The 20,331-nt window shown below is 55.9% G+C and carries 16 protein-coding genes; 7 read left to right on the forward strand and 9 right to left on the reverse strand.

What is annotated here, in order from left to right; translation table 11 throughout:
* Positions 1-56: 56 nt before the first annotated feature.
* The 3 genes from OGV83_RS15235 to OGV83_RS15245 are packed head-to-tail and all read right to left on the reverse strand — an operon-like array spanning position 57 to position 6,533.
* On the reverse strand, positions 57-2,219 hold the full coding sequence (locus OGV83_RS15235; protein ID WP_286463944.1) for a virulence factor SrfC family protein: 2,163 nt from the start codon (positions 2,217-2,219) through the stop codon (positions 57-59).
* Positions 2,216-5,197: a virulence factor SrfB gene (locus tag OGV83_RS15240; protein ID WP_286463945.1), complete on the reverse strand. Its 2,982-nt coding sequence runs from the start codon at positions 5,195-5,197 to the stop codon at positions 2,216-2,218. The genes OGV83_RS15235 and OGV83_RS15240 overlap by 4 nt, the downstream gene beginning before the upstream one ends.
* A gap of 4 nt (positions 5,198-5,201) precedes the next feature.
* On the reverse strand, positions 5,202-6,533 hold the full coding sequence (locus OGV83_RS15245) for an SrfA family protein (protein WP_230032104.1): 1,332 nt from the start codon (positions 6,531-6,533) through the stop codon (positions 5,202-5,204).
* 282 nt (positions 6,534-6,815) lie between these two features.
* Here OGV83_RS15245 and OGV83_RS15250 point away from each other — a divergent pair, with 282 nt between their 5' ends.
* On the forward strand, positions 6,816-8,414 hold the full coding sequence (locus OGV83_RS15250) for an ABC transporter substrate-binding protein (protein ID WP_024130321.1): 1,599 nt from the start codon (positions 6,816-6,818) through the stop codon (positions 8,412-8,414).
* Positions 8,415-8,431: 17 nt separating this feature from the next.
* Positions 8,432-8,665, forward strand: a complete 234-nt coding sequence (locus OGV83_RS15255; RefSeq protein ID WP_012132361.1) for a YdcY family protein — start codon at positions 8,432-8,434, stop codon at positions 8,663-8,665.
* Positions 8,666-8,747: 82 nt separating this feature from the next.
* Here the strand turns inward: OGV83_RS15255 and OGV83_RS15260 are convergent, their stop codons facing one another.
* Positions 8,748-9,197, reverse strand: coding sequence for a DMT family transporter (locus OGV83_RS15260; protein ID WP_200030237.1), 450 nt, complete (start codon positions 9,195-9,197; stop codon positions 8,748-8,750).
* Entirely contained in the window at positions 9,194-9,712 is a 519-nt protein-coding gene (locus OGV83_RS15265) for a GNAT family N-acetyltransferase (RefSeq protein ID WP_049008494.1), read from the reverse strand. Before OGV83_RS15265 ends, OGV83_RS15260 begins: the two co-directional genes overlap by 4 nt.
* A 37-nt stretch (positions 9,713-9,749) precedes the next feature.
* Here OGV83_RS15265 and OGV83_RS15270 point away from each other — a divergent pair, with 37 nt between their 5' ends.
* Together OGV83_RS15270 and curA are read left to right on the forward strand one after the other, a co-directional pair.
* Positions 9,750-10,325 carry a helix-turn-helix domain-containing protein gene (locus OGV83_RS15270; protein WP_012132365.1) on the forward strand — a complete coding sequence of 192 codons (576 nt, stop codon included), beginning with the start codon at positions 9,750-9,752 and terminating at the stop codon, positions 10,323-10,325.
* A 48-nt stretch (positions 10,326-10,373) separates the two neighbouring features.
* On the forward strand, positions 10,374-11,411 hold the full coding sequence (gene curA / locus OGV83_RS15275) for an NADPH-dependent curcumin/dihydrocurcumin reductase (RefSeq protein ID WP_104868651.1): 1,038 nt from the start codon (positions 10,374-10,376) through the stop codon (positions 11,409-11,411).
* Between the two features lie 75 nt (positions 11,412-11,486).
* Here curA and pqqU read toward each other — a convergent pair whose 3' ends face one another.
* The gene (pqqU, locus tag OGV83_RS15280) at positions 11,487-13,610 is read right to left on the reverse strand and encodes a TonB-dependent receptor PqqU (RefSeq protein ID WP_286463946.1); all 2,124 of its coding nucleotides are present in this window, start codon (positions 13,608-13,610) and stop codon (positions 11,487-11,489) included.
* Positions 13,611-13,875: 265 nt separating this feature from the next.
* Here pqqU and yncE point away from each other — a divergent pair, with 265 nt between their 5' ends.
* Positions 13,876-14,937, forward strand: a complete 1,062-nt coding sequence (yncE, locus tag OGV83_RS15285; RefSeq protein WP_024130323.1) for a 7-bladed beta-propeller protein YncE — start codon at positions 13,876-13,878, stop codon at positions 14,935-14,937.
* Positions 14,938-15,041: 104 nt separating this feature from the next.
* On the opposite strand, the gene ansP is transcribed toward yncE, so the two are convergent.
* Positions 15,042-16,541, reverse strand: coding sequence for an L-asparagine permease (gene ansP / locus OGV83_RS15290; RefSeq protein WP_024130324.1), 1,500 nt, complete (start codon positions 16,539-16,541; stop codon positions 15,042-15,044).
* A 296-nt stretch (positions 16,542-16,837) separates the two neighbouring features.
* On the opposite strand from ansP, the gene OGV83_RS15295 reads away from it, so the two are divergent.
* Entirely contained in the window at positions 16,838-17,455 is a 618-nt protein-coding gene (locus OGV83_RS15295; RefSeq protein WP_200026664.1) for a glutathione S-transferase family protein, read from the forward strand.
* Between the two features lie 24 nt (positions 17,456-17,479).
* Here OGV83_RS15295 and OGV83_RS15300 read toward each other — a convergent pair whose 3' ends face one another.
* Together OGV83_RS15300 and OGV83_RS15305 are read right to left on the reverse strand one after the other, a co-directional pair.
* Positions 17,480-18,529, reverse strand: a complete 1,050-nt coding sequence (locus OGV83_RS15300; protein WP_286464023.1) for a GGDEF domain-containing protein — start codon at positions 18,527-18,529, stop codon at positions 17,480-17,482.
* A 107-nt stretch (positions 18,530-18,636) separates the two neighbouring features.
* Positions 18,637-19,206, reverse strand: coding sequence for a flavin reductase family protein (locus OGV83_RS15305; protein WP_049009885.1), 570 nt, complete (start codon positions 19,204-19,206; stop codon positions 18,637-18,639).
* Between the two features lie 234 nt (positions 19,207-19,440).
* Between OGV83_RS15305 and nhoA the strand changes: the two genes are divergently transcribed.
* Positions 19,441-20,286 carry an N-hydroxyarylamine O-acetyltransferase gene (nhoA, locus tag OGV83_RS15310; protein WP_047463652.1) on the forward strand — a complete coding sequence of 282 codons (846 nt, stop codon included), beginning with the start codon at positions 19,441-19,443 and terminating at the stop codon, positions 20,284-20,286.
* Positions 20,287-20,331: the final 45 nt, after the last annotated feature.

Genomic DNA, 20,331 nt, shown 5'->3' on the forward strand with positions numbered 1-20,331 from the left:
GATGGCCGGATGGCGGCGCGAGCGCCTTATCCGGCTTACGATGTTGCGTAGCGCCATCAGGCATTGAGCAGCGCCATCAGCCGTTTTTTGTCGGCGTCGGACACATCCTGCGGATGTTGATACCCCTTATTTTCATTTGCCCGGGTATAGAGCGCGACCAGCCAGTCATACACATAGCGACTGGCGGCATGTACCGGCTGTTCATCCAGTTGGGTGAGCCGGGCCATCGGTTGCAGGCGAGGCGCGCTGAAGATCGCCGATCCTTTCTGGAACCGGCTGGCGGGTCGGGCGTCCTCCGCCACATTTTCGTAGCCAAGCCAGGCGATAAAGTTACCGATCCCGGCATGCAGCTGCGCGCCGCAAACCTCTTCACGCTGCATAATCTGCTGTAACTGCTGAGGCACACTAAGCCGATAGCTGGCGGTAATCAGAATATCCACGACCAGCCTGAGCGTATGCGACTCCAGACCTAAACGACGGGCGTTGTTCTCATTTCGGCTCCACTGGCGCACATGGTTAATCCACATTTTATGGGCCAGATACCCTGTCTCTTTGTTTTCTGCCGGGCGGGGAGCGCCTGGCTCATCCGCAAACAGATCGATCTCTTCATTAAACAGGCCGCTGACCTGCTCCTCGCGCGGCTGCTGAATACGCAAAAGCGACTCAAAGTGGTGTATCGGCGGCAGAAGCCCGTCGAGCAACTCGCCATGCCGGGCGGCTTGCCCCTGAAGCTGGCGAATAACGGATTCCGTCGCCTTACTGCCGCTGTCTTTTGGGGTGATATGGCTCAACAGCAGGTCATGAAGCCGTTGTTGATGCTGCTCACACAGGGAGGCCAGCCGCGCCTGGCGCTGTAACGGCGATGTCGCCTGTGACAGCCATTCCACCAGACGCTGCAAGCTGTGTTTATCCAGCGCCTGAAGGGTGCCCCAGTGAAGGCCGGGTTTCCCCATTAACTGCTGCACGGCTTCATCAAGATTCTGCTGCGTTGTGAAACGCGCATCCTGCGGCGTAATGGCCCAGACCACGCCCGGTAGCGCGGCGTCGCGCAGCGGTTGTGTATCGTTCACCCAGCCCAGCAGCGTGCGGGCGGCAGCGGGCGTTTGCGACCGGGCGGAGGTGGCATTGCAAATGACCAGCACATCGGGCTGCAAATGTTGGCGATAATGTTCCAGCATCCAGCCGAGTTTTGCCCGCCAGAGTGGATGCGGGTGCGCATCCGGCGCCAGCGGAATATCCAGCAGATCGACATTATCCAGCGCCGTGTTTTCAACGCTAAGCACCAGTTCACGCGTCAGCAAAGCCAGTGAATCCAGAGAGAGGCTCACCGCATTGAGTAACTGATGGTGCTCGACAGGATGTACAACGACGTCGCTCTGCGCGTCGTTGCCGGATAACGCGCCCTGGGTCAGAAAACTTTCTGCCGGAAGGCCAAAATGATCGACCAGCAGACTCAACGGCGCCGCTAACTCTTGCGCATGGCCGGTCTGTTGCAGCGTACGCGCCAGCGTTAGCCACTGTTGCGTTAACTCAGGCTGTTCGCCCCAGAGTAATGCCCAGGCGCTGGCGCGGGTCGTCAGATCCACTGAGGGCAGCAGGGAGACGAACTGATGCCAGAGCGCATCGTCGATTTGCTGTTGCCCGACAGGAACGCAGGCGCGCCAGAAACGGGCAATGGCGGCGACGTCCTCTGCGGTCACGCCCTGAACCGGCTGACGCTGACGCAGCGCCTGCCACTTTTCTAACCGCGTCTCAATAATGGATTTTTCGACCTGCCGGTTATCGGGTGAGGCGCTGGCCCAGGCGATAAACAGTTGTACCAGTTCAGCTTCACTGATGAGCCGCAGACGCAGCGGCCATTCGCTATCAACCGCCGCGCTTTCATCCTGCGTAAAACGGATCGCCATATTGGCTGGCGCATGGCCTGGGTTGATATGGGTAAAATAGTCAAAGCAGCGATCCGGCGTGGCGATGTTCAGTTTTCCCTCGCCGTTACCGCACAGCGCGCCAAGCAGATGCGCTTTTGAGGATTGTGAATGGCCATACAGACCGATGCTGCCTCTTGCCTGTTGCGCGGCATTCAGCGCCGATTCACCGGCGGCGGCGAGTGTGAGCTGCGCCAGCAGGGCGTCCGCTTCATCATCCAGGCGTACTGCGTGCTGACGTGTATGGTTAACCCACGCAATGGCGGCCTGTGTGGTGTTTAACGTCTTGCTCATTTCAGGTACACACTCCCGCTGTCGATCCAGTAGTGGCTGCCGCTATGACGACGGTCGGCCAGGGTATTCAGTTTTAAGGTCAGGGCATTCGCGGCGACGGGCGTTCCATCCTGTAGCCAGGCGTCACCCAGCACAAACGATTCCGGCCCCGTCTCTTTGTTCCCGCCGCGCAGTTGCAGTCGGACATTGAGAACGCCATCACCGGCGATGGTTTTCGCCAGCTCTGCTGAGTTAATGCTCAGGGTATAGAGTGGGGTCGCAGGCCAGCGGCTGTTCGCCAGTTGGCGGAAACCGAGCGTCACGTTGCCGCGAAGCGGGAAGTGCAGACGGGTATCCAGCTTCGCGCCGGGTTTATCGAGATCGATCTCCTGATACCAGACGTTTTCATCGCGCAAGGTATTGACCGTGTTATCCAGAACGCCGAGATAGCGTACGGTGGAATAGGCGCCGATATCGGCGGCTTTAAAGTTAAAGCGCGGTAGCCGTAAATCCAGCGCCAGGCTGCACAGCATCGCCCCCACGGCGGCGGTTGATTTCGGGTTGCCAATCCGCCCCTGCTGGCTGAAGGGATACCATTCATGGACGCGATACTTGTCCATCCAGACGATGCGGTTAACGGGAACCGGCTGTAAATGGCGGATCAGCGCCTGCACGCCGGGCAGGCAGGTTGGTCTGCCCGTCACCAGCAGAATGTCGCAGCGGTAATGAGAAATCGCTTCGCAAACGGCATGCAGCGGCGAGGTCAGGGTAAACTGACCGGCCAGTAGTGCTTCCTGTAAGTGGCTGAACTGCACCTGCAACGGTACGCTCAGCAGATCGAACGCCGGTGAGCCTGAAGGCAGCGCATGGTCGATCGCCTGCTGGATGTAATTCATCACGTTGCGCGTAGGGCGTTGAGTCAGCAGTTCGCCGAAGGTCGCGTGTAGACCCGCGAGCGGATCGCTAACGTCACTCTGTTCCCAGGCGGCCAGTACGGCGTGCCCCAGCGGCATAAACAGCTGTAGCGCCGTTTGTTGACGCAAAATCGCCTGCGTATCAATGCGGCCTGAATCTCCAAACAGCGTTGCCAGCAGGGCGGCGGCATCCGTCACGCCGGCCTGCTGTAAGCGGGTTTGCAGCGCAGGCAATATGCATTTCTGGATGACGTCCAGCAGCATGTCATCGCCCGCGACTTTAAACCCTTCACGGAACAGTAAGTGCGGGGTGATCTTGACGTTCGCGCCGACGCCGTCATCAAGCTGGTAGTGGACGACCGCCATATCCGTCGTGCCGCCGCCAATGTCGATAGATGCCACGCGTAGCGCCCGACCTTTGGTTTCGCCCGGTTCCGGCAAACGGTCCGGGCGAGCCAGGGCGTTGAAGAACGTCTCCGTGCGCCCGGCGTAATGGGAAATCGCTTCGTTATACAGCCATACCAGCTGTCCGCAGCTGGCTTCGTCCCATTCCATCTGAATGTCCGGCACCGGAACAACGCTCTTTTCCTGCTGTTTACGGGAGGAAAAATCCTCATCCTGCGGATGCCAGCCCATCGCTTTCCATACCAGTGCGATGGCTTCGAACATACGCTGGCGGAAAATTTCGCGTTCCTGTTTCGGCATTGCCGATGGCAGGGTCAGAATCAGCGTGCGCAACTGACGCGGCGACGCCGGAAAACCGAGGCGTAACCGCGTCGCCACGCTGTTCATTTGCCCCAGCGCCTGCGACAGAATTTCGCACAGCATGTGCGTCATCAGCGTGCTGCGGCTGTACTGCGGCGAAAAGACCGGCAACCGGTCATCGGGCGGCAGGCTGAATAACGGTTGTCCGTCGTCATTCATCAGATTCATCAGCGGGAAGGCGGTGGCGAGCGGTTCTCGCTGCGTTTTGCTGTTCATCTGGCTGAAGCGCCAGTCCTGTAAAACCGGGGTTTCGTCCCACAAATAACGACGCGGGCTGGAGATCCCGCTGCTGCCTTCCGTTCCCAGACGCTGCATAGCCAGTTTGCGGGCTTCGTCGCCCACGCGCACAATCGATGGCCAGATAAAGGCGTCGTCGCGGCCGCTTTCAACCGAGAAATGCTGTTTGCCGAAACGCGCTTCGGAGAACTCCAGTCGGCTGGTGAACAGCGGATCGTTAAGACATTGCGGCTCACTTAAGGAGCGTACCTGTAATTCCGCCGTCTGGCGCAAACCGTCATTGGCGTCGCCGTGATCTTCAATCAATACGCCGCAGGTATGGGTATTGCCGACGTCCAGAATCAGATCCACCGGAATCGCAGGCGTGCTGAGCGTGTGGGTGACCAGCTTCACTTCCGGCACGGAAAGCTGTTCCCCCAGTAACGTCATCAGATTCAACCAGTGCGCCTGGTACTCAAAGTTACGCAGCGCCTGCTGAATCTCCTGCTCAGAGCGGTTTTCCTCCTGGGCGACGTGGTGAAGGAAGGATTCGCGCAGCCAGCCGTCAATCCACGTCTGGTCAAGAAAATCGGCAATTTCATCATCGCGCCAGGCCAGCGCGAACCGCGTGCCATTGAGCAGGTCGTTTTCGTTAGGCGCCAGCGCCGCCGGCGCGTTCTCGCTTAACTGGCTGTCCAGCGCCACGGTAATGCGGTGCGTATGACCCGCGCTGTCGGGTTCAGGCAGCTTACGCACCTGTACGCGCGCCCAGTTGTCGGGGCCTTCCACAAACGTACGGGGAGGGTTAAAGCGCAGGAAAGGGAGCGGCAACCAGACGCCATCCAGCACATCCAGCGAATAGTGCAACATCTGGGTGCTTTCCGGTTTGACCACTTCAGGTTGACCCCCCGTGCGCCCCGGTACCGTATAGCGCCCGTTGGTCAGATCAAAGTCGAGCCGGAGCAGGGGGCCGTTCGCCGTTTTACGCACGAAACGACCAAGATGGGCAGACTCCTGCGGCGTCAGGCCGAAGTCGAGGAATTGTACGCCGCTGTTTGCGATGAGCGTTACGCTCTGTTTGTAATCACACAGATTCACCAACATAAAATCAGGCACCTATCTTTTTGATCGTCAACGGGACTTCCGCATGGGCGTCATAACGCGCTGAGCAAGCCGCAACGTCATTCGTGCTGGCTTTACAGGTGATTTCCGGCATCGGGTAGCGCGAACCATCGGTGCAACGTGCGTGACCACGACTCTTGATCATCAGCTCTCCGGTCTGATGCAGGCCGGAGAAAATGTCCGCCCGGCAGACGATGTTGTCGCCGTGTACCACCCGGGCGGTGCCTTTGTTGTTCTGGATCTGGTAACGCAGCGAAGGCGCTTTTCCGCTGACCGGATCTTTAACGTCAATCAGTACGCGCCAGTTTCCATTCAAAAAGCGCGTGACTCCCGCTTTCATCTGACCGGCATCCATCACCAGCGCATCTTTGGGGATGGCGGCGATCACCACCGGTTCATCTGCGGGCTTCGCTTTTTTCACTGGCGGAATCACTTCCGCCTGATGCAGCGGCAGTTGGGCAATCATCTTCGGCAACGGTTTACTGTCTACTTTCGCGGCGACAACCGGCGTACTGACCGCCGTGGCTTCGGCGACGGGGGCAGACGGTTTCCACAACAGCGGCGCCGCAACGGCGGCGACAATCACGGCGGCAACCGGCAGGCTCCATAGCGGCAGACGCGAAGAGGGCTTCACGGGAGCGGTTGGAGATGGTGAAGGCGCTTGCGGTTCGCTGACAACAACAGGGGCGACCGGTTCAGGTTCGGGTTCCTGGGGGCGTTCAATCATCACCGGCGTCAGTAACGGCTCATCGGAACGGGCAAACGTCACCTCTGGCAACGGCTCATCTTCCACCTCCTGCTCGGGTTCAGCGGCAGGCGGCAGGACGGGCGGAACATCAATGGCGCGCAGGCAGTCAAGTACGTCATCACGGGTGTTTTCATTAAGATTCACAAACCCCCAGAAGGTGATGACCGGTTTGCCATCAACCAGAAAAACGTGGTTTTCCCCAGGGAACTGAACCGCTTTTTCCAGCAGGGAACCGAACAGCTGCAACGAAGTTTTCCCGGATTGCAGACTTTGGCGGCTCAGCGCCGCCGCGTTTTCCAGCGTGCTGCTCAGGTAGCGCAGCGCCCGAAATCGCGCTTCTTCCTCTGCGGCCTTCCATGCGATGGCTTTTCCCTCGACCGGGGAATACCAGTCGACGCGATCGCCGCTGTCATTAATTTGCGGGATCGCCAGACAATCCACCATTGCCTGCTGTTTACGCAGACGAAGCGTTTCACGAATTTGCAATGCGGAATCAAATACGGCCTGACCGCCGCCGCCCACGGCCTGATAGTCGTCCAGATTGCCGCTACGTAAGAGAGTTTTTGCCACGTTGTTGTCCCTTAGACTTCTTCACGCATCTACTTTACGGATTACAAAGACAAGCAAACGGCGGAAGAGAGGCAAAAAGGGGCTAATTTTCATGGCATAGCGCCGGGGGAAAAATCTTGACGTTTTCAAAAAGACTTAAGGGAAATTATTTCACGCCGCAGGACGCATTCATTAGCGAAAAATACCAGAACGGAATAACCTGAGAGTGATTCGTTATTTGTCAGCTTTTGTAAGCTATGCTCATATGACTCTCTTTATAATCAAATGAAAAGGCTTATAACGATGTCTACAGGGAAAACGTTGCTCGCGCTGGCGCTCAGCGCACTTTTACCGGCAGGGGCGGCATTTGCGGCCAATACCGATACCATCATCTACTGTTCTGAAGCCTCACCCGAATCGTTTAACCCGCAAATCGCCAGCTCCGGCCCGTCATTCGTGGCCAGTTCGCAGGTGTTGTACAACCGACTGATCAATTTCGATCCGGTAAAAAATACGCCGGTGCCGTCGCTGGCGACCGACTGGACGATTTCCCCGGACGGGAAAACATACACGTTTACGCTGCGTCAGGGCGTGAAATTCAACAGCAATAAATTCTTTAAACCGACGCGCGATTTTAATGCCGATGACGTTATTTTCTCGGTGCTGCGCCAGAAGGATGCGGATCATCCGTACCATAATGTGTCGCAGGGCAGCTACGAATACTTCAATGATGTCGGCCTCGATAAGTTGATTAAAGAGGTGAAAAAGGTCGACGATTATCACGTCCAGTTTGTGTTGAACGAACCCAATGCGGCATTCCTCGCTGACTGGGGAATGGATTTCGCCTCCATTCTCTCCGCAGAGTATGCCGATGCGATGCTGAAAAAAGGCACACCGGAAAACGTCGATAACTGGCCTGTCGGCACTGGCCCTTACGTACTGCAACACTACAAGCAGGATTCACAGATTCGCTACCTGGCGAACCCGAACTACTGGGATGGCGAAGTGCCGACCAGACATCTTATTTTCTCGATTACGCCTAACGCCCAGACGCGCCTGGCAAAACTGCAAACCAACGAGTGCCAGATTATTCCGGCGCCATCACCCGTACAGTTTGACGAGATTAAAAAGAATAACGCGTTAACGCTGCATTCGGTCGATGCGCTGAACGTCGGCTATCTGGCCTTTAATACCGAGAAAAAACCGTTTGATAACGTACTGGTGCGCCAGGCGTTAAATTACGCCACTGATAAAAAAGCCATTATCAACGCGGTGTTCCTCGGTTCCGGTACGGTGGCGAAATCGCCCATCCCGCCAAATATGATGGGCTTTAATAACAACCTGAAGGATTACGACTACGATCCGCAAAAAGCCAAAGATTTGCTGAAGCAGGCGGGGCTGGAGAAGGGGTTTGAGGCAACGCTCTGGTCGATGCCGGTGCAACGCCCTTATAACCCCAATTCCCGGCGCATTGCGGAGATGATCCAGAGCGACTGGGCAAAAGTCGGCGTGACGGCGAAAATCGTCTCTTACGAATGGGGAGAGTATCTGTCCGGGATGCGTAAAGGCGAGCACGATACCGCGCTGTTCGGCTGGATGTCTGACAATGGCGATCCAGATAACTTTGCCGATGTGCTGCTGGGCTGCAATAGCATAAAAACCGGCTCAAATGCCGCGCGCTGGTGCGATAAAGGGTATGATGATCTCGTCCAGAAAGCGAAACGGGTGAGCAAGCCGGAAGAACGTGCGCAGCTCTACCAGCAGGCGCAGGACATTTTCTATCAGCAAGCGCCGTGGATCGCGCTGGCAAACGGCAAAACGTTCTACGCCACACGCAGCAACGTAACCGGATACAGCGTAAGCCTGATGGGCAGTGATTTTTCAAAAGCTAAATTGAATTGATGGTTTAAGGAGAGTTTATGTCGCACCTGGAAGAGGTCACTGCGCGCGTAGATGCCGCTATCGAAGAGAGCGTCATTACCCATATGAACGAACTGCTGATCGCGCTGAGCGATGACGCCGAACTGAGCCGGGAAGATCGTTACACCCAGCAACAGCGGCTACGGACGGCGATTGCGCATCACGGTCGTCAGTACAAGGAAGATATGGAAGCGCGTCGCGAACAGCTTACCAAAGGCGGTAGCATTCTCTGACGTTGATAAGAACGGCCTGTGAGGGATGTACAGGCCGGATAAAGCGTTTACGCCGCGCCGCCGCCATCCGGCGAAGCGGCAGTTAAAACTGGCGTCTGGCGACCAGCCACGCGCCGATCACCAACAACACCGCGCCACAAACCGGGCCTGCCAGCGCACGTAACGGCACGCCATGACTTCTCAAAATGTCCAATACCAGGCCGCCAATAAGCTGGCTGGCGACCAGAACCGCGATAGTCGTCGCCGCGCCAACGTACTGATACCCGCTAATACTGGCGAAAACGAAAAACGATCCGAGCAAGCCGGGAATCAACGTCCACCAGCGCACGCTGGAAACCAGCTCGCTAAACCCCGCCGTGCCTTGCTTAAACCACAAAATGCTGACAAACAGGACAATCCCGACCAGCGAGTTCAGCAGCATGGCGATGAGAATCGTTGATGAGTTCTGTGTAATGCGCACCATAAGCGTGTTTTGCACAACCAGCCCAATACCGGCGGCAATCAGAAAGGCGAGGGTCAGCGTCTGGTTCATCCGCGCGCATCCGGGTCGCGACGATCGTCAAGCTGAAGCTGCATAAACGTCAGATCCAGCCAGCGGCCGAATTTGGTGCCAACCTGCGGCATTTGGGCGGTAATGCGGAACCCCAGCGTTTCGTGCAGATGCAGCGATGCCTGATTTTGCGACTCGATTCCGGCGACCATCACATGCTTGCCACATGCGCGCGCTTCCTCGATCAGACGGCTGAGAAGCGCCCGCCCGAGGCCTTTCCCCTGATGATCCGGGTGGACATATACGGAATGTTCAACCGTATGGCGGAAACCGTCAAAGTTACGCCAGTCACCAAAGGAGGCGTACCCGGTGACGACGCCATTCTCTTCACTGACCAGAACCGGATAGCCTGATAGCTGACGCGCATCAAACCATGCGATGCGGTTATCCACATCGACCGTTTGATCGTTCCAGATTGCCGCCGTGTGCAATACCGCGTGATTGTAGATTTCGGCGATGGCGGCGCAGTCTTCTTTGCCAGCAAATCGAATAGACATGTTGAACCTCAGTTGTTGTTCACTATAGTATTACGATATGAATACTATCGAAGACAGCATAAATCAACGGATCAGTGCAAGAATTCGCATTGAGCGTGAATCGCGGGGCTGGTCGCTGACGGAGCTTGCCGAGCGGGCAGGCGTATCGCGCGCCATGATCCACAAAATCGAACGCGGAGAGAGCAGCCCGACGGCCACGCTGCTGGGGCGGCTTTCCGGGGCGTTTGGCATCAGCATGTCGACGCTGATCGCGCGGGCAGAAATGCAGGAGGGCAAGCTGCTGCGTTTTGCCGATCAACCCGTCTGGCACGACCCGCAGACGCACTACCTGCGCCGCCACGTTTCACCGCGCAGCGACCTGCCCATCGATCTCGTACAAATCTCGCTTCCGGCGGGGAGTGACGTACCGATGCCTGCGGCATCCTACGCGCTGGCAAGACAGCTTATCTGGCTACAGCAGGGAGAGCTGGTCTTTGTCGAAGGCGGGGTTCGCCATGAGATGAAAGCGGGCGACTGCCTGGAGCTGGGGCCGCCAAACGACTGCCGTTTTATCAATGAGACGCAGGAAACATGCGTTTACCTGGTTGTGCGCTTAAACCACGCGGGTAATTAATGTTCGGCTACTATTGAGGGATTCATGCCACAAGCAGAGGAGAACATCATGGGCCAACAAGCATACCGTAATCGTCGTTGGGTTCTGGCTTCGCGCCCGCATGGCGCGCCGGTTGAGAGCAACTTCCGCATGGAAGAGGACGACGTGGCGACGCCCGGTGAAGGGCAAGTGCTGTTACGTACAATTTTCCTGTCCCTCGATCCCTACATGCGCGGAAGAATGAGCGACGAACCGTCCTACTCACCGCCAGTGGAGATCGACGGCGTGATGGTTGGCGGAACGGTCAGCCGGGTCGTGGAGTCCAGTCACCCTGATTACCATCCGGGAGAATGGGTATTAAGTTACAGCGGCTGGCAGGATTATGATATTTCCGACGGGAAAGGGCTGGTGAAACTCGGTGACAACCCTGAGCATCCGTCATGGGCGCTGGGCGTGCTGGGGATGCCGGGCTTTACCGCCTATATGGGACTGCTGGATATCGGCCAGCCCAAAGCAGGGGAAACGCTGGTCGTTGCGGCCGCCACCGGGCCGGTCGGCGCAACCGTCGGGCAAATAGGCAAACTGAAGGGCTGTCATGTGGTGGGTGTCGCAGGCGGCGCAGAAAAATGCCGCTACGCGACCGAGATTCTCGGTTTTGACATATGCCTCGATCACCACGCGGCGGATTTTGCGGAACAACTGGCGAAAGCCTGCCCGCAGGGGATTGATGTGTATTATGAAAATGTCGGCGGCAAGGTGTTTGATGCGGTTCTGCCGCTGTTGAATACTTCGGCACGTATCCCGTTGTGTGGTCTGGTGAGCGGATATAACGCCACAAAACTCCCCGACGGACCTGACCGGCTGCCACTATTAATGGCGACGCTGTTAAAAAAACGCATCCGCCTGCAAGGGTTTATTATTGGTCAGGACTACGGGCACCGGATTCATGAGTTTCAGCAGGAGATGGGGCGCTGGGTCAAAGAAGGGAAGATCCACTACCGCGAACAGATCACCGACGGACTGGAAAAAGCGCCGGAGGCGTTTATCGGTCTGCTGACCGGGAAGAACTTCGGCAAGGTCGTGATTCGCCTGGCGGATGATGCCTGAGAATTGACGCTGCATGACATTAAAAAATAGCGGGGCGATTCCCCGCTATTTTTTTAGCTTTTTTAGCTCTGGTGCTTACTCAAAACGCCATGCCAGATTGACGCCAACGCCGTAGTTTCTCCCCGGCGCCGGTTCGTAATAGCGTCCGTTTGATTCGTTGACGATCACCGAACCGACATACTCTTTATCAAACAGGTTATCGACCCGGCCAAACACATCGACCGTTAAGTTGCTGTAGTTAAACTTATACCCGGTGTTCAGACCAACCACGGTATACGAGGGCGCTTTTGCCGTGTTGTGATCGTCTGCCATAATGTCCCCCATATAGCGGGCATCGGTGCCGGCATACCAGCCTTCATCCGGTACATATCCCAGCGAGGCGAACCCCATATTACGCGCAATGCCCGGCATGCGGTTACCGTTGCAATCGCCACTTTTGCAGACGTTGCTGCGGTAGGTCGCATCCAGCCAGGTCCAGGAGGCGTTTACCCGCCAGTTACCGGCGAAACGCTGATCCCATGATAATTCCGCGCCCTGACGGCGGGTTTTACCGGCGTTTTTATATGTGGTGCGCCCACCGCCGCTGGTAGCGACGACAATTTCATCATCCGTATCCGTCTGGAAGAGCGCCGCCGTCAGTAAACCATCGCCAATACGCGTTTTACTGCCAATTTCCACCGTGTCATTGGTGGCGGGTTTCAGGCCGAAGTTCAGGCCGCTTTGTCCGTCCGGGCGATAGGAGAGTTCATTGATGGTCGGCGTTTCAAAACCGCGCCCTGCGGCCAGATAAACGTTCCACGCATCGGTGAACGCATACTTGAGCGCCCCGGCAGGGAGCCATTGATGGTAGCTGGCCTCGCCGCTGTCATTTCTGTTTCCAGGCGTAACGTAATGATCGTTAGAGTCAAACCAGACTGAGCTGTACCGCACGCCGGCATCAAGCGAAAGTTTTTCGGTCAGCTGCCACTGCGTTTGCAGGTAGGGATCGACGTTCCACATCAGGTTGCGCTCGTTACGACGCAAATCGCCTTTTACGCCAAACTGCGGCACGCCGTTATTCAGGCGGTAGTTCTCGTAACCCTTGCGATTTTCGCTCATATTTTCATAGTTCAGGCCGGTGGTGAACGTCACAGGTACGCCCAGCTCGCCCCGGTGCGTCCAGCGGGTGTCGATACCCTGATAATGCCGCTGAAGCACGATTACGCCGCCGGCATGCGCGGGGTTATCCCGCTGCGGCGCCATCGGTATGGACTGGTATTGTGTGGTTTCACGTTCACCGGCATACATCATCACGCTCAGATCGTCGTGTTCGCTGAGCTGACGCTCATAGCGCAGGCCTGCCTGAGTCTGCTTGATGGTTTTTCGCGTGTTGAACTGTTCGGCACGCGGCGACTGCTGCGGGTTGGTTTTCCATTCGGATTCGGTCAGGCCGCCGGGGTCGTTCGCGTGAATGTCTACACTATTGAAAATCAGGCTTAACTTACTGGCACCATCCAGACGCACCCCCAGTTTGGCGTTAGCCAGATTCTTTTGCGCGCTGCTGCGATCGCGAAAACCGTGGGTGGTGAATCGGGTCGTGGAGACGGTGTAATCCACGTCACCCGCCTGCGTTCCGTCACCCATCGCCCCCGTAGCTTTCATGCCATAGCGCCAGCTCCCGAAACTGCCGTAATAGCTGCTGGCTTCAATCGTCGGCGGCTGGCGTCCGGTTTCCGTCGTCACGTTCATCACGCCGCCGGAAGAGTTGCCGTACAGCGCGGAGAAGGGGCCGCGCAGCACTTCCACACTCTGGACGCTGCTCAGATCGATATTGGACGTCTGCCCTTGTCCGTCCGGCATGGTGGCCGGGATGCCGTCAACATACAGACGAATACCGCGAATGCCGTATGCAGAGCGGGAGCCAAATCCGCGAATTGACAACTGTAAATCCTGCGCATAGTTCTGACGGTTTTGCACCTGCAAACCGGGTACGCCGTTTAAGGATTCAGACAGGTTAATACGCGGCGTCGCCAGTCGCATATCTTCCCCTTCAACCACGGTGACGGCGGCGGGCGTGTCCAGTTCAGACACCGTTTGCGGCGTCGCGCTAACAATCATCGTTTGTTCATCTTCAGCCGTGGCCGCCAGGCTCACCGGCGAGAAAACGAAAGGGAATAGAAGGGCGGGAAATGCGGCCTGACGAGCGGTAATGATCTTCATGAAAAAAAACCAATCACGAGTAAACGTGCCAAATGAAATTTAATGAATACTTTAATTACTTTGTAAATATATGAAAAATTTAATAGCACGATGCGTTAATGGAACATGAAAAAATTAAAGAAATTGTAGACTGCCTGCAAAGAAACGCTCCACTTTGCACTAAATAATGATTACTATTCGCATCTACGTACAGCGAGTGGGACACGGATTCACTCGCCGAAGCCATGTGAAGCAGCTACAAACGTGTTTATCAAAGGGAGTCGTCATGCATTTACGTCATCTGTTTTCGCCGCGCCTGCGTGGTTCTTTACTGTTAGGTTCACTGCTGGTCGCGTCTTCATTTAGCACGCAGGCGGCAGAAGAAATGCTGCGTAAAGCCGTCGGCAAGGGCGCTTATGAAATGGCCTATAGCCAGCAGGAAAATGCGCTGTGGCTGGCTACTTCGCAAAGCCGCAAAACGGACAAAGGTGGGGTGGTTTATCGCCTCGACCCGGTTACCCTTGAGGTGACGCAGGCCATCCATAACGATCTCAAACCGTTTGGCGCGACCATCAACAACGCGACGCAAACGCTGTGGTTTGGTAACACCGTAAACAGCGCGCTGACGGCAATCGATGCCAAAACAGGTGATGTAAAAGGGCGTCTGGTGCTGGATGAGCGCAAGCGTTCCGAAGATGTCCGTCCGCTGCAACCACGCGAACTGGTCAGCGATGATGCGACCAACACCGTATATATCAGCGGTATCGGTAAAGAGAGCGTGATTTGGGTGGTTGACGGTGAAAAAATCGCCCTGAAAACGACCATCCAGAATACCGGTAAAATGAGCACGGGTCTGGCCATTGACAGTCAAGCGAAGCGTCTTTACACCACTAACGCAGACGGCGAGTTCATCACCATCGATACTGCGGACAACAAGATCCTGAGCCGCAAGACATTGCTGGATGACGGGAAAGAGCACTTCTTTATCAACCTGAGCCTCGACACCGCAGGCCATCGCGCTTTTATCACCGATTCCAAAGCGGCTGAAGTTCTGGTGGTGGATACCCGTAATGGCAATGTGCTGGCAAAAGTAGCCGCGCCGGAATCACTGGCCGTGCTGTTCAACCCGACCCGCAACGAAGCTTATGTAACGCACCGCCAGGCCGGTAAAGTGAGCGTGATTGACGCGAAAAGCTATAAGGTCGTGAAAACTTACGACACGCCGACATTCCCGAATAGCCTGGCGCTGTCTGCGGACGGGCAAACGCTGTTCGTGAGCGTGAAGCAGAAATCAACCCGTGAGCAGGAAGCCACTCAGCCAGATGATGTTATCCGCATCGCGCTGTAACGGTTAAATAACGCTGTAAGCATTAAGTAAAAAGGAGGGACAAGCCCCTCCTTTTTACTGCGTAACAACATCCCGATAAACGTCACGCCACCGGGCAGCCAGTGTTAACTCGCCGTCTCTTCTCGTAATACCATGTCCTGCTTACTCTCTTCCTGCGGTACAACCGGCGCGGTACGGTGAATTTCCGCCACGCGGTTGCGCACGCCAAACCAGCCAGCGACCAGCAGAATGGCAATCAGCGGAAGTGAAGCGATGGTATAGGTGCCGTTAGGGTAATCAAACGCCATCAGCACCAGAACGCTCAGCAGGAACAGCAGGGTAAGCCAGGAGGTAAACGGCGCGCCCGGTAACTTAAAGCTGACGTCAGCCGCTTTGCCTTCTTTAATCGCCTTACGCAAACGCATCTGGCACACCACGATGAAGCCCCAGGAGGCGATAATACCCAGCGATGCGAAGTTAAGGACAATTTCAAAGACCTGAGAAGGCACCAGATAGTTGAGCAACACCCCGATGACATACACGCCCAGCGTCGCCAGAATACCGGCGTACGGCACCTGTTGACGACTCATTTTCGCCATAAACTTCGGCGCGGAACCGCCCATCGACATCGAACGTAAAATACGGCCGGTGCAGTACAGACCTGAATTCAGACTGGAGAGGGCCGCCGTCAACACCACAATGTTCATAATGCTGCCGATGTAAGGCACGCCCAGTTTTGAGAAGAAGGTCACGAAGGGACTCTGACCGGCCTGATACGCGTTCCACGGCAGCAGCAACACCAGCAGGACAACGGAACCGACATAGAACAGGCCAATACGCCAGATCACGCTGTTGATCGCTTTTGGCACCATCGTTTGCGGATCTTTGCACTCTCCGGCCGCCGTACCAACAAGCTCAATCGACGCGAAGGCGAAGACAACGCCCTGAACCAGCACCAGAGCAGGCAACAGGCCATGCGGGAAGAACCCGCCGTTATCGGTGATCAGATGGAAGCCTGTAGTGTTGCCATCCAGCGGTTTACCGCTTCCTAAAAAGATTGTGCCGACAACCAGAAACAGGACAATCGCCAGCACTTTTACCAGCGCGAACCAGAACTCCATCTCGGCGAACCACTTCACGCCAATCATGTTCATTGTGCCCACGATCGCCAGCGCGCCCAGGGCAAACACCCATTGCGGAACGTCGCCGAATGCGCCCCAGTAGTGCATATACAGCGCTACTGCGGTGATATCGACGATCCCGGTCATCGCCCAGTTGATGAAGTACATCCAGCCTGCGACGTATGCCGCTTTCTCGCCTAAAAATTCACGGGCGTAGGAGACGAAGCTGCCGCTGGAAGGGCGATGCAAAACCAGCTCGCCGAGCGCGCGAAGAATAAAGAATGAGAAAATACCGCATACCAGATAAACCAGTGCCAGGGCAGGGCCAGCCATTTGCAGTCGTGCGCCAGCCCCTAAAAACAATCCGGTGCCAATTGCGCCGCCAATGGCAATCATTTGTACCTGTCGGTTGCCCATCGCCTTGTGATAACCCTCTTCATGGGCGTTCAACCAGCGTCGTTTCGCGGCATGTTGTTCAAGCGCGTTTGTATTGTGTGTTTTCATTGTGTTACCTGTTGACCTGTCGGACAGAAGAGATACTTTTTGTGCCGCACCTTTTGCTAACCAAACGATTGCCTGGCTAACGCTGAAACGGTTTTTCCCATCATTCTGTGGTAGGGATAAAACCATCGGCGGAGCATCCTACCTGCAATTGTTAAACGACGCAAAACATACCCGGAAGCACAGCGTTAAGACGTCGTGCTTTTACGTGTGGTCAGCTCAGCCGCGCTGTGGTCACGATTCAGCCAGTAGCACGGTGAATCAACTACACTTAGCGTTTTACACGTTGTGGAGGCCGCATGATCAAAGTTTATGGCGTACCCGGCTGGGGCTCGGCAATTAGCGAAGTCATGCTGACTCTGGCGGAGATTCCGTATCAATTTATCGATGTGAAGGGGTTTGATGCCGAGGGGCCGCAGCGGGATCTGCTCCAGAAGCTCAACCCGCTATGCCAGATTCCAACGCTGGTGCTGGAAAACGGAGCAATCATGACGGAGAGCGCCGCCATTGCGCTGATGATCCTCGATCGCCGTCCCGATCTCGCGCCGCCGGTCGGACACGCCGAGCGTCAGCAGTTTCAGCGTTTGTTAATCTGGCTGGTAGCGAACGTTTATCCCACATTCACGTATGCTGATTACCCTGAACGCTGGGTGCAAAATGCCCCGGAGCAGTTGAAGAAAAGCTGCCTTGAATACCGTAAGGCGCTGTATATGTGGCTCAACGATCGGCTGATAGCGGAACCCTACGCCTTTGGCGGGCAGCTAACGCTACTGGACTGTTATCTGTGCGTGATGCGCACCTGGGGGCCGGGCCATGACTGGTTTCAGGACAACGCCCCGAACATTAGCGCGATTGCCGATGCGGTCTGCCAGCATCCACCGCTCCAGACGGTGCTGAAAAATAACGACATCATTTAGCACGGGCGGCGCCGATGATGGCCGTCAGCGCGCCCAACGATTCCGTCCGGCCTCTTTGGCCCGGTACAGCGCAGCATCGGCATCCGCTATCGTCTGTTCAGCGGTTTTGCCTTTCTCTGAGCAGGCGATACCCTGACTTACCGTGACGCTGTCACTTACCGTTGACGCCGGGTGAGGGATCGCCGCCGCTTCCAGCGCTTGTTGTATTCTCACCGCCACGCGTTCTGCGTCTTGCAACGTCGCGTCAAACAAAATAACAGCGAACTCTTCGCCGCCATACCGGGCGACCACATCTTCCGGGCTACGCACCGACTGAGCGAGTATATCCGCGACCTGACTCAGGCAGGCATCGCCGGCCGGGTGCCCGTAGGCGTCGTTATAGCGTTTAAAAAAATCGACATCGAGCATGATCAGCGCAAACGCATTTTGCTGCGCCGTTGCGCTATGCAGCAGTTTTTCCATTGCGCGCCGGTTTGCCGTACCGGTGAGCGCGTCGCGATGCGCAAGGTTATCCAGGCGCGAAATAAGCAGGTTGTTGTGTTGATTCTGTCGCCAGGCTTCATCAAACCAGCGAATCAGCATAAAACGGCCGCCCAGCAAAATAAGCGAGAAAATGCCCCAGATCACCGTGAAATGAATATTCACTTTCTGATTCAAAACAACGCTGGCGACGGGGACGGTCAGCCATAGCGGGAGCAGAAAAGCGAGTACGCTCGGCGTATGAAAATAGAGTGCGATCACGGCGCTGAGTAATAACACCGCACAGAGAGGATAGGCGAACGTTAATTGCCAGTGGCTGATGAAATAATAACTGCACCAGGACCAGAACAGGCTAAGGATGATTAATAATCCCTGCGTCAGCCAGGATTGCCGCCGGGAGGTAATCAACAGCAGGGCACAGACCAGCATAATGCCGATAACGGCGTCATCAATAGTGCGGACAATACGCATCTCTGCCAGATAGCGCGCGTGGGTATCGTGGAATAACGCGTCACGAAAAAAGATCATCAGCGCAAAACTGATATTCACAAAAGCAAACCACGGCAGGCTGAGAGCCATTCCCCGTCTCACCATATCCTCGCGAGTGGTCCAAATGGTATGTTTCGCTTTTCTGTTATCCTGAGCCATAGCGTTATCTGAAGAGTGGATGATAAACGGGGATGCCGGAGGGCATTTCGCCTTCAGCCCGCGGTAATTTTTTTGCCCGAGGTAACGAAGGTTCCCGCGCCTAAATGATGCAGGGTATTCAGTTTATCGTCATCAAACTGCCAGCGGCCTTCAATAAAAACACGTTCATCCGCCGCCGCCGAAACCACTTCGCCAAAAAGCGTGTCATATTTTTCCTGTGCCGACGTTGCGGGCAGCAGTCGGCATTCCATCCAGGCGAGGCATTTCTCTTCGATCATGGGTAAACCGAGCACCGGGCCTTTTACCACCGGGATGCCATAGCAGTTGAATTTATCTTCTTCGCGGCCAGAGACGCTGCCTACCGCATACGTCCAGTTCGTTGCCGCTACGCCGGGAATCACGATGCCAAACATACCGCTGCGTTCTATAAGCTCGCGCGACCAGGTGGTTTTATCCAGCACAATGGCAAGACGGGGAGGCTCAAACTCGACGGGCATAGACCACGCCGCCGCCATAACATTCCGCCGCTCCGTGCGATCGTCCCGGCTGGTGATCAGAACCGTCGGGCCGTGATTTAACAGACGGCTGGCATGATGTAGCTCTACAGGACGAAAACGACTCATAGGTATGCCTCGTTCAGGGGGATTATCGTCTTATCGTAACGACACTATTGAAAATAGTGGCTAAAGGATACATGTGCAACGCACGTTATTGTACGTAATACCGCCAAAAATCAATCATACTCCAGGTTGAGAACCGCATCTGTGACATATTACGTCAGGCGGCGGGGTAACAGATTGCCGCCATCAGCGTAGAATCAGCTTTTTTGCGTGAACCCCTACAGACAGGAATGCCTTATGACGTCTTTTTTGACCGCCTATTTTGCCCGCATAAATTGGTCGGGCGCTGCCGAAGCTAATCTTGACACTTTACGAGCGCTGCATTTGCAGCATAACAGCACCATTCCGTTTGAAAATCTGGATGTCTTACTGCCACGCGAAATTCAGCTCGACGATCTGTCGCTGGAGGAAAAATTGCTGACCGCCCGTCGCGGCGGCTATTGCTTCGAACAAAATGGGCTGTTTGAGCGTGCTTTACGGGAGACAGGCTTTACCGTGCGCAGCCTGCTGGGGCGCGTCGTACTGACAAACCCGACCAGCTTGCCGCCACGTACGCACCGGCTGTTACTGGTCGAACTGCAAGGCGAGCCGTGGATTGCAGACGTCGGATTTGGCGGGCAGACATTGACCGCGCCCATCCGTTTGCAGGCAGAATGTGAACAACAGACGCCGCATGGCAAATACCGTTTGCGACAAGAGGGGAATAACTGGATTTTGCAGTTCCGCCATCACGATCACTGGCAGTCGATGTATTGCTTCGATCTGGGGGTTCAGCAGCAGAGCGATTACGTGATGGGCAACTTCTGGTCAGCGCACTGGCCGCAGTCGCATTTTCGCCATCACCTGCTGATGTGCCGCCATTTGCCGGATGGCGGTAAGCTGACGTTGACCAATTTCCATTTCACCCATTATCAGGAAGGCCATGCGATAGAACAGCGTAATGTGCCGGATGTGGCGTCGCTTTACGCGCTATTGCAGGAGCAGTTTGGGCTGGGAGTCGATGATGCGAAGCACGGGTTTACCGAGGCGGAATTAGCGGCCGTCATGGCGGCGTTTGATACCCACCCGGAGGCAGGGAAATAACGTTTTGCGCCGGATGGCGGCTTACGCCTGATCCGGCCTACAGGG

This window comes from Citrobacter sp. CK189, assembly GCF_030333505.1.
In the GTDB taxonomy this organism is placed as follows: domain Bacteria; phylum Pseudomonadota; class Gammaproteobacteria; order Enterobacterales; family Enterobacteriaceae; genus Citrobacter_B; species Citrobacter_B koseri.

Coding starts and splice junctions, on each gene's coding strand:
- OGV83_RS15260 (WP_200030237.1), bottom strand. CDS start 9,197: ATGAACCAGACGCTGACCCTCGCCTTTCTGATTGCCGCCGGTATTGGG.
- pqqU (WP_286463946.1), bottom strand. CDS start 13,610: ATGAAGATCATTACCGCTCGTCAGGCCGCATTTCCCGCCCTTCTATTC.
- yncE (WP_024130323.1), top strand. CDS start 13,876: ATGCATTTACGTCATCTGTTTTCGCCGCGCCTGCGTGGTTCTTTACTG.
- OGV83_RS15255 (WP_012132361.1), top strand. CDS start 8,432: ATGTCGCACCTGGAAGAGGTCACTGCGCGCGTAGATGCCGCTATCGAA.
- OGV83_RS15300 (WP_286464023.1), bottom strand. CDS start 18,529: ATGGTGAGACGGGGAATGGCTCTCAGCCTGCCGTGGTTTGCTTTTGTG.
- OGV83_RS15265 (WP_049008494.1), bottom strand. CDS start 9,712: ATGTCTATTCGATTTGCTGGCAAAGAAGACTGCGCCGCCATCGCCGAA.
- nhoA (WP_047463652.1), top strand. CDS start 19,441: ATGACGTCTTTTTTGACCGCCTATTTTGCCCGCATAAATTGGTCGGGC.
- ansP (WP_024130324.1), bottom strand. CDS start 16,541: ATGAAAACACACAATACAAACGCGCTTGAACAACATGCCGCGAAACGA.
- OGV83_RS15250 (WP_024130321.1), top strand. CDS start 6,816: ATGTCTACAGGGAAAACGTTGCTCGCGCTGGCGCTCAGCGCACTTTTA.
- curA (WP_104868651.1), top strand. CDS start 10,374: ATGGGCCAACAAGCATACCGTAATCGTCGTTGGGTTCTGGCTTCGCGC.
- OGV83_RS15295 (WP_200026664.1), top strand. CDS start 16,838: ATGATCAAAGTTTATGGCGTACCCGGCTGGGGCTCGGCAATTAGCGAA.
- OGV83_RS15235 (WP_286463944.1), bottom strand. CDS start 2,219: ATGAGCAAGACGTTAAACACCACACAGGCCGCCATTGCGTGGGTTAAC.
- OGV83_RS15270 (WP_012132365.1), top strand. CDS start 9,750: ATGAATACTATCGAAGACAGCATAAATCAACGGATCAGTGCAAGAATT.
- OGV83_RS15305 (WP_049009885.1), bottom strand. CDS start 19,206: ATGAGTCGTTTTCGTCCTGTAGAGCTACATCATGCCAGCCGTCTGTTA.
- OGV83_RS15240 (WP_286463945.1), bottom strand. CDS start 5,197: ATGTTGGTGAATCTGTGTGATTACAAACAGAGCGTAACGCTCATCGCA.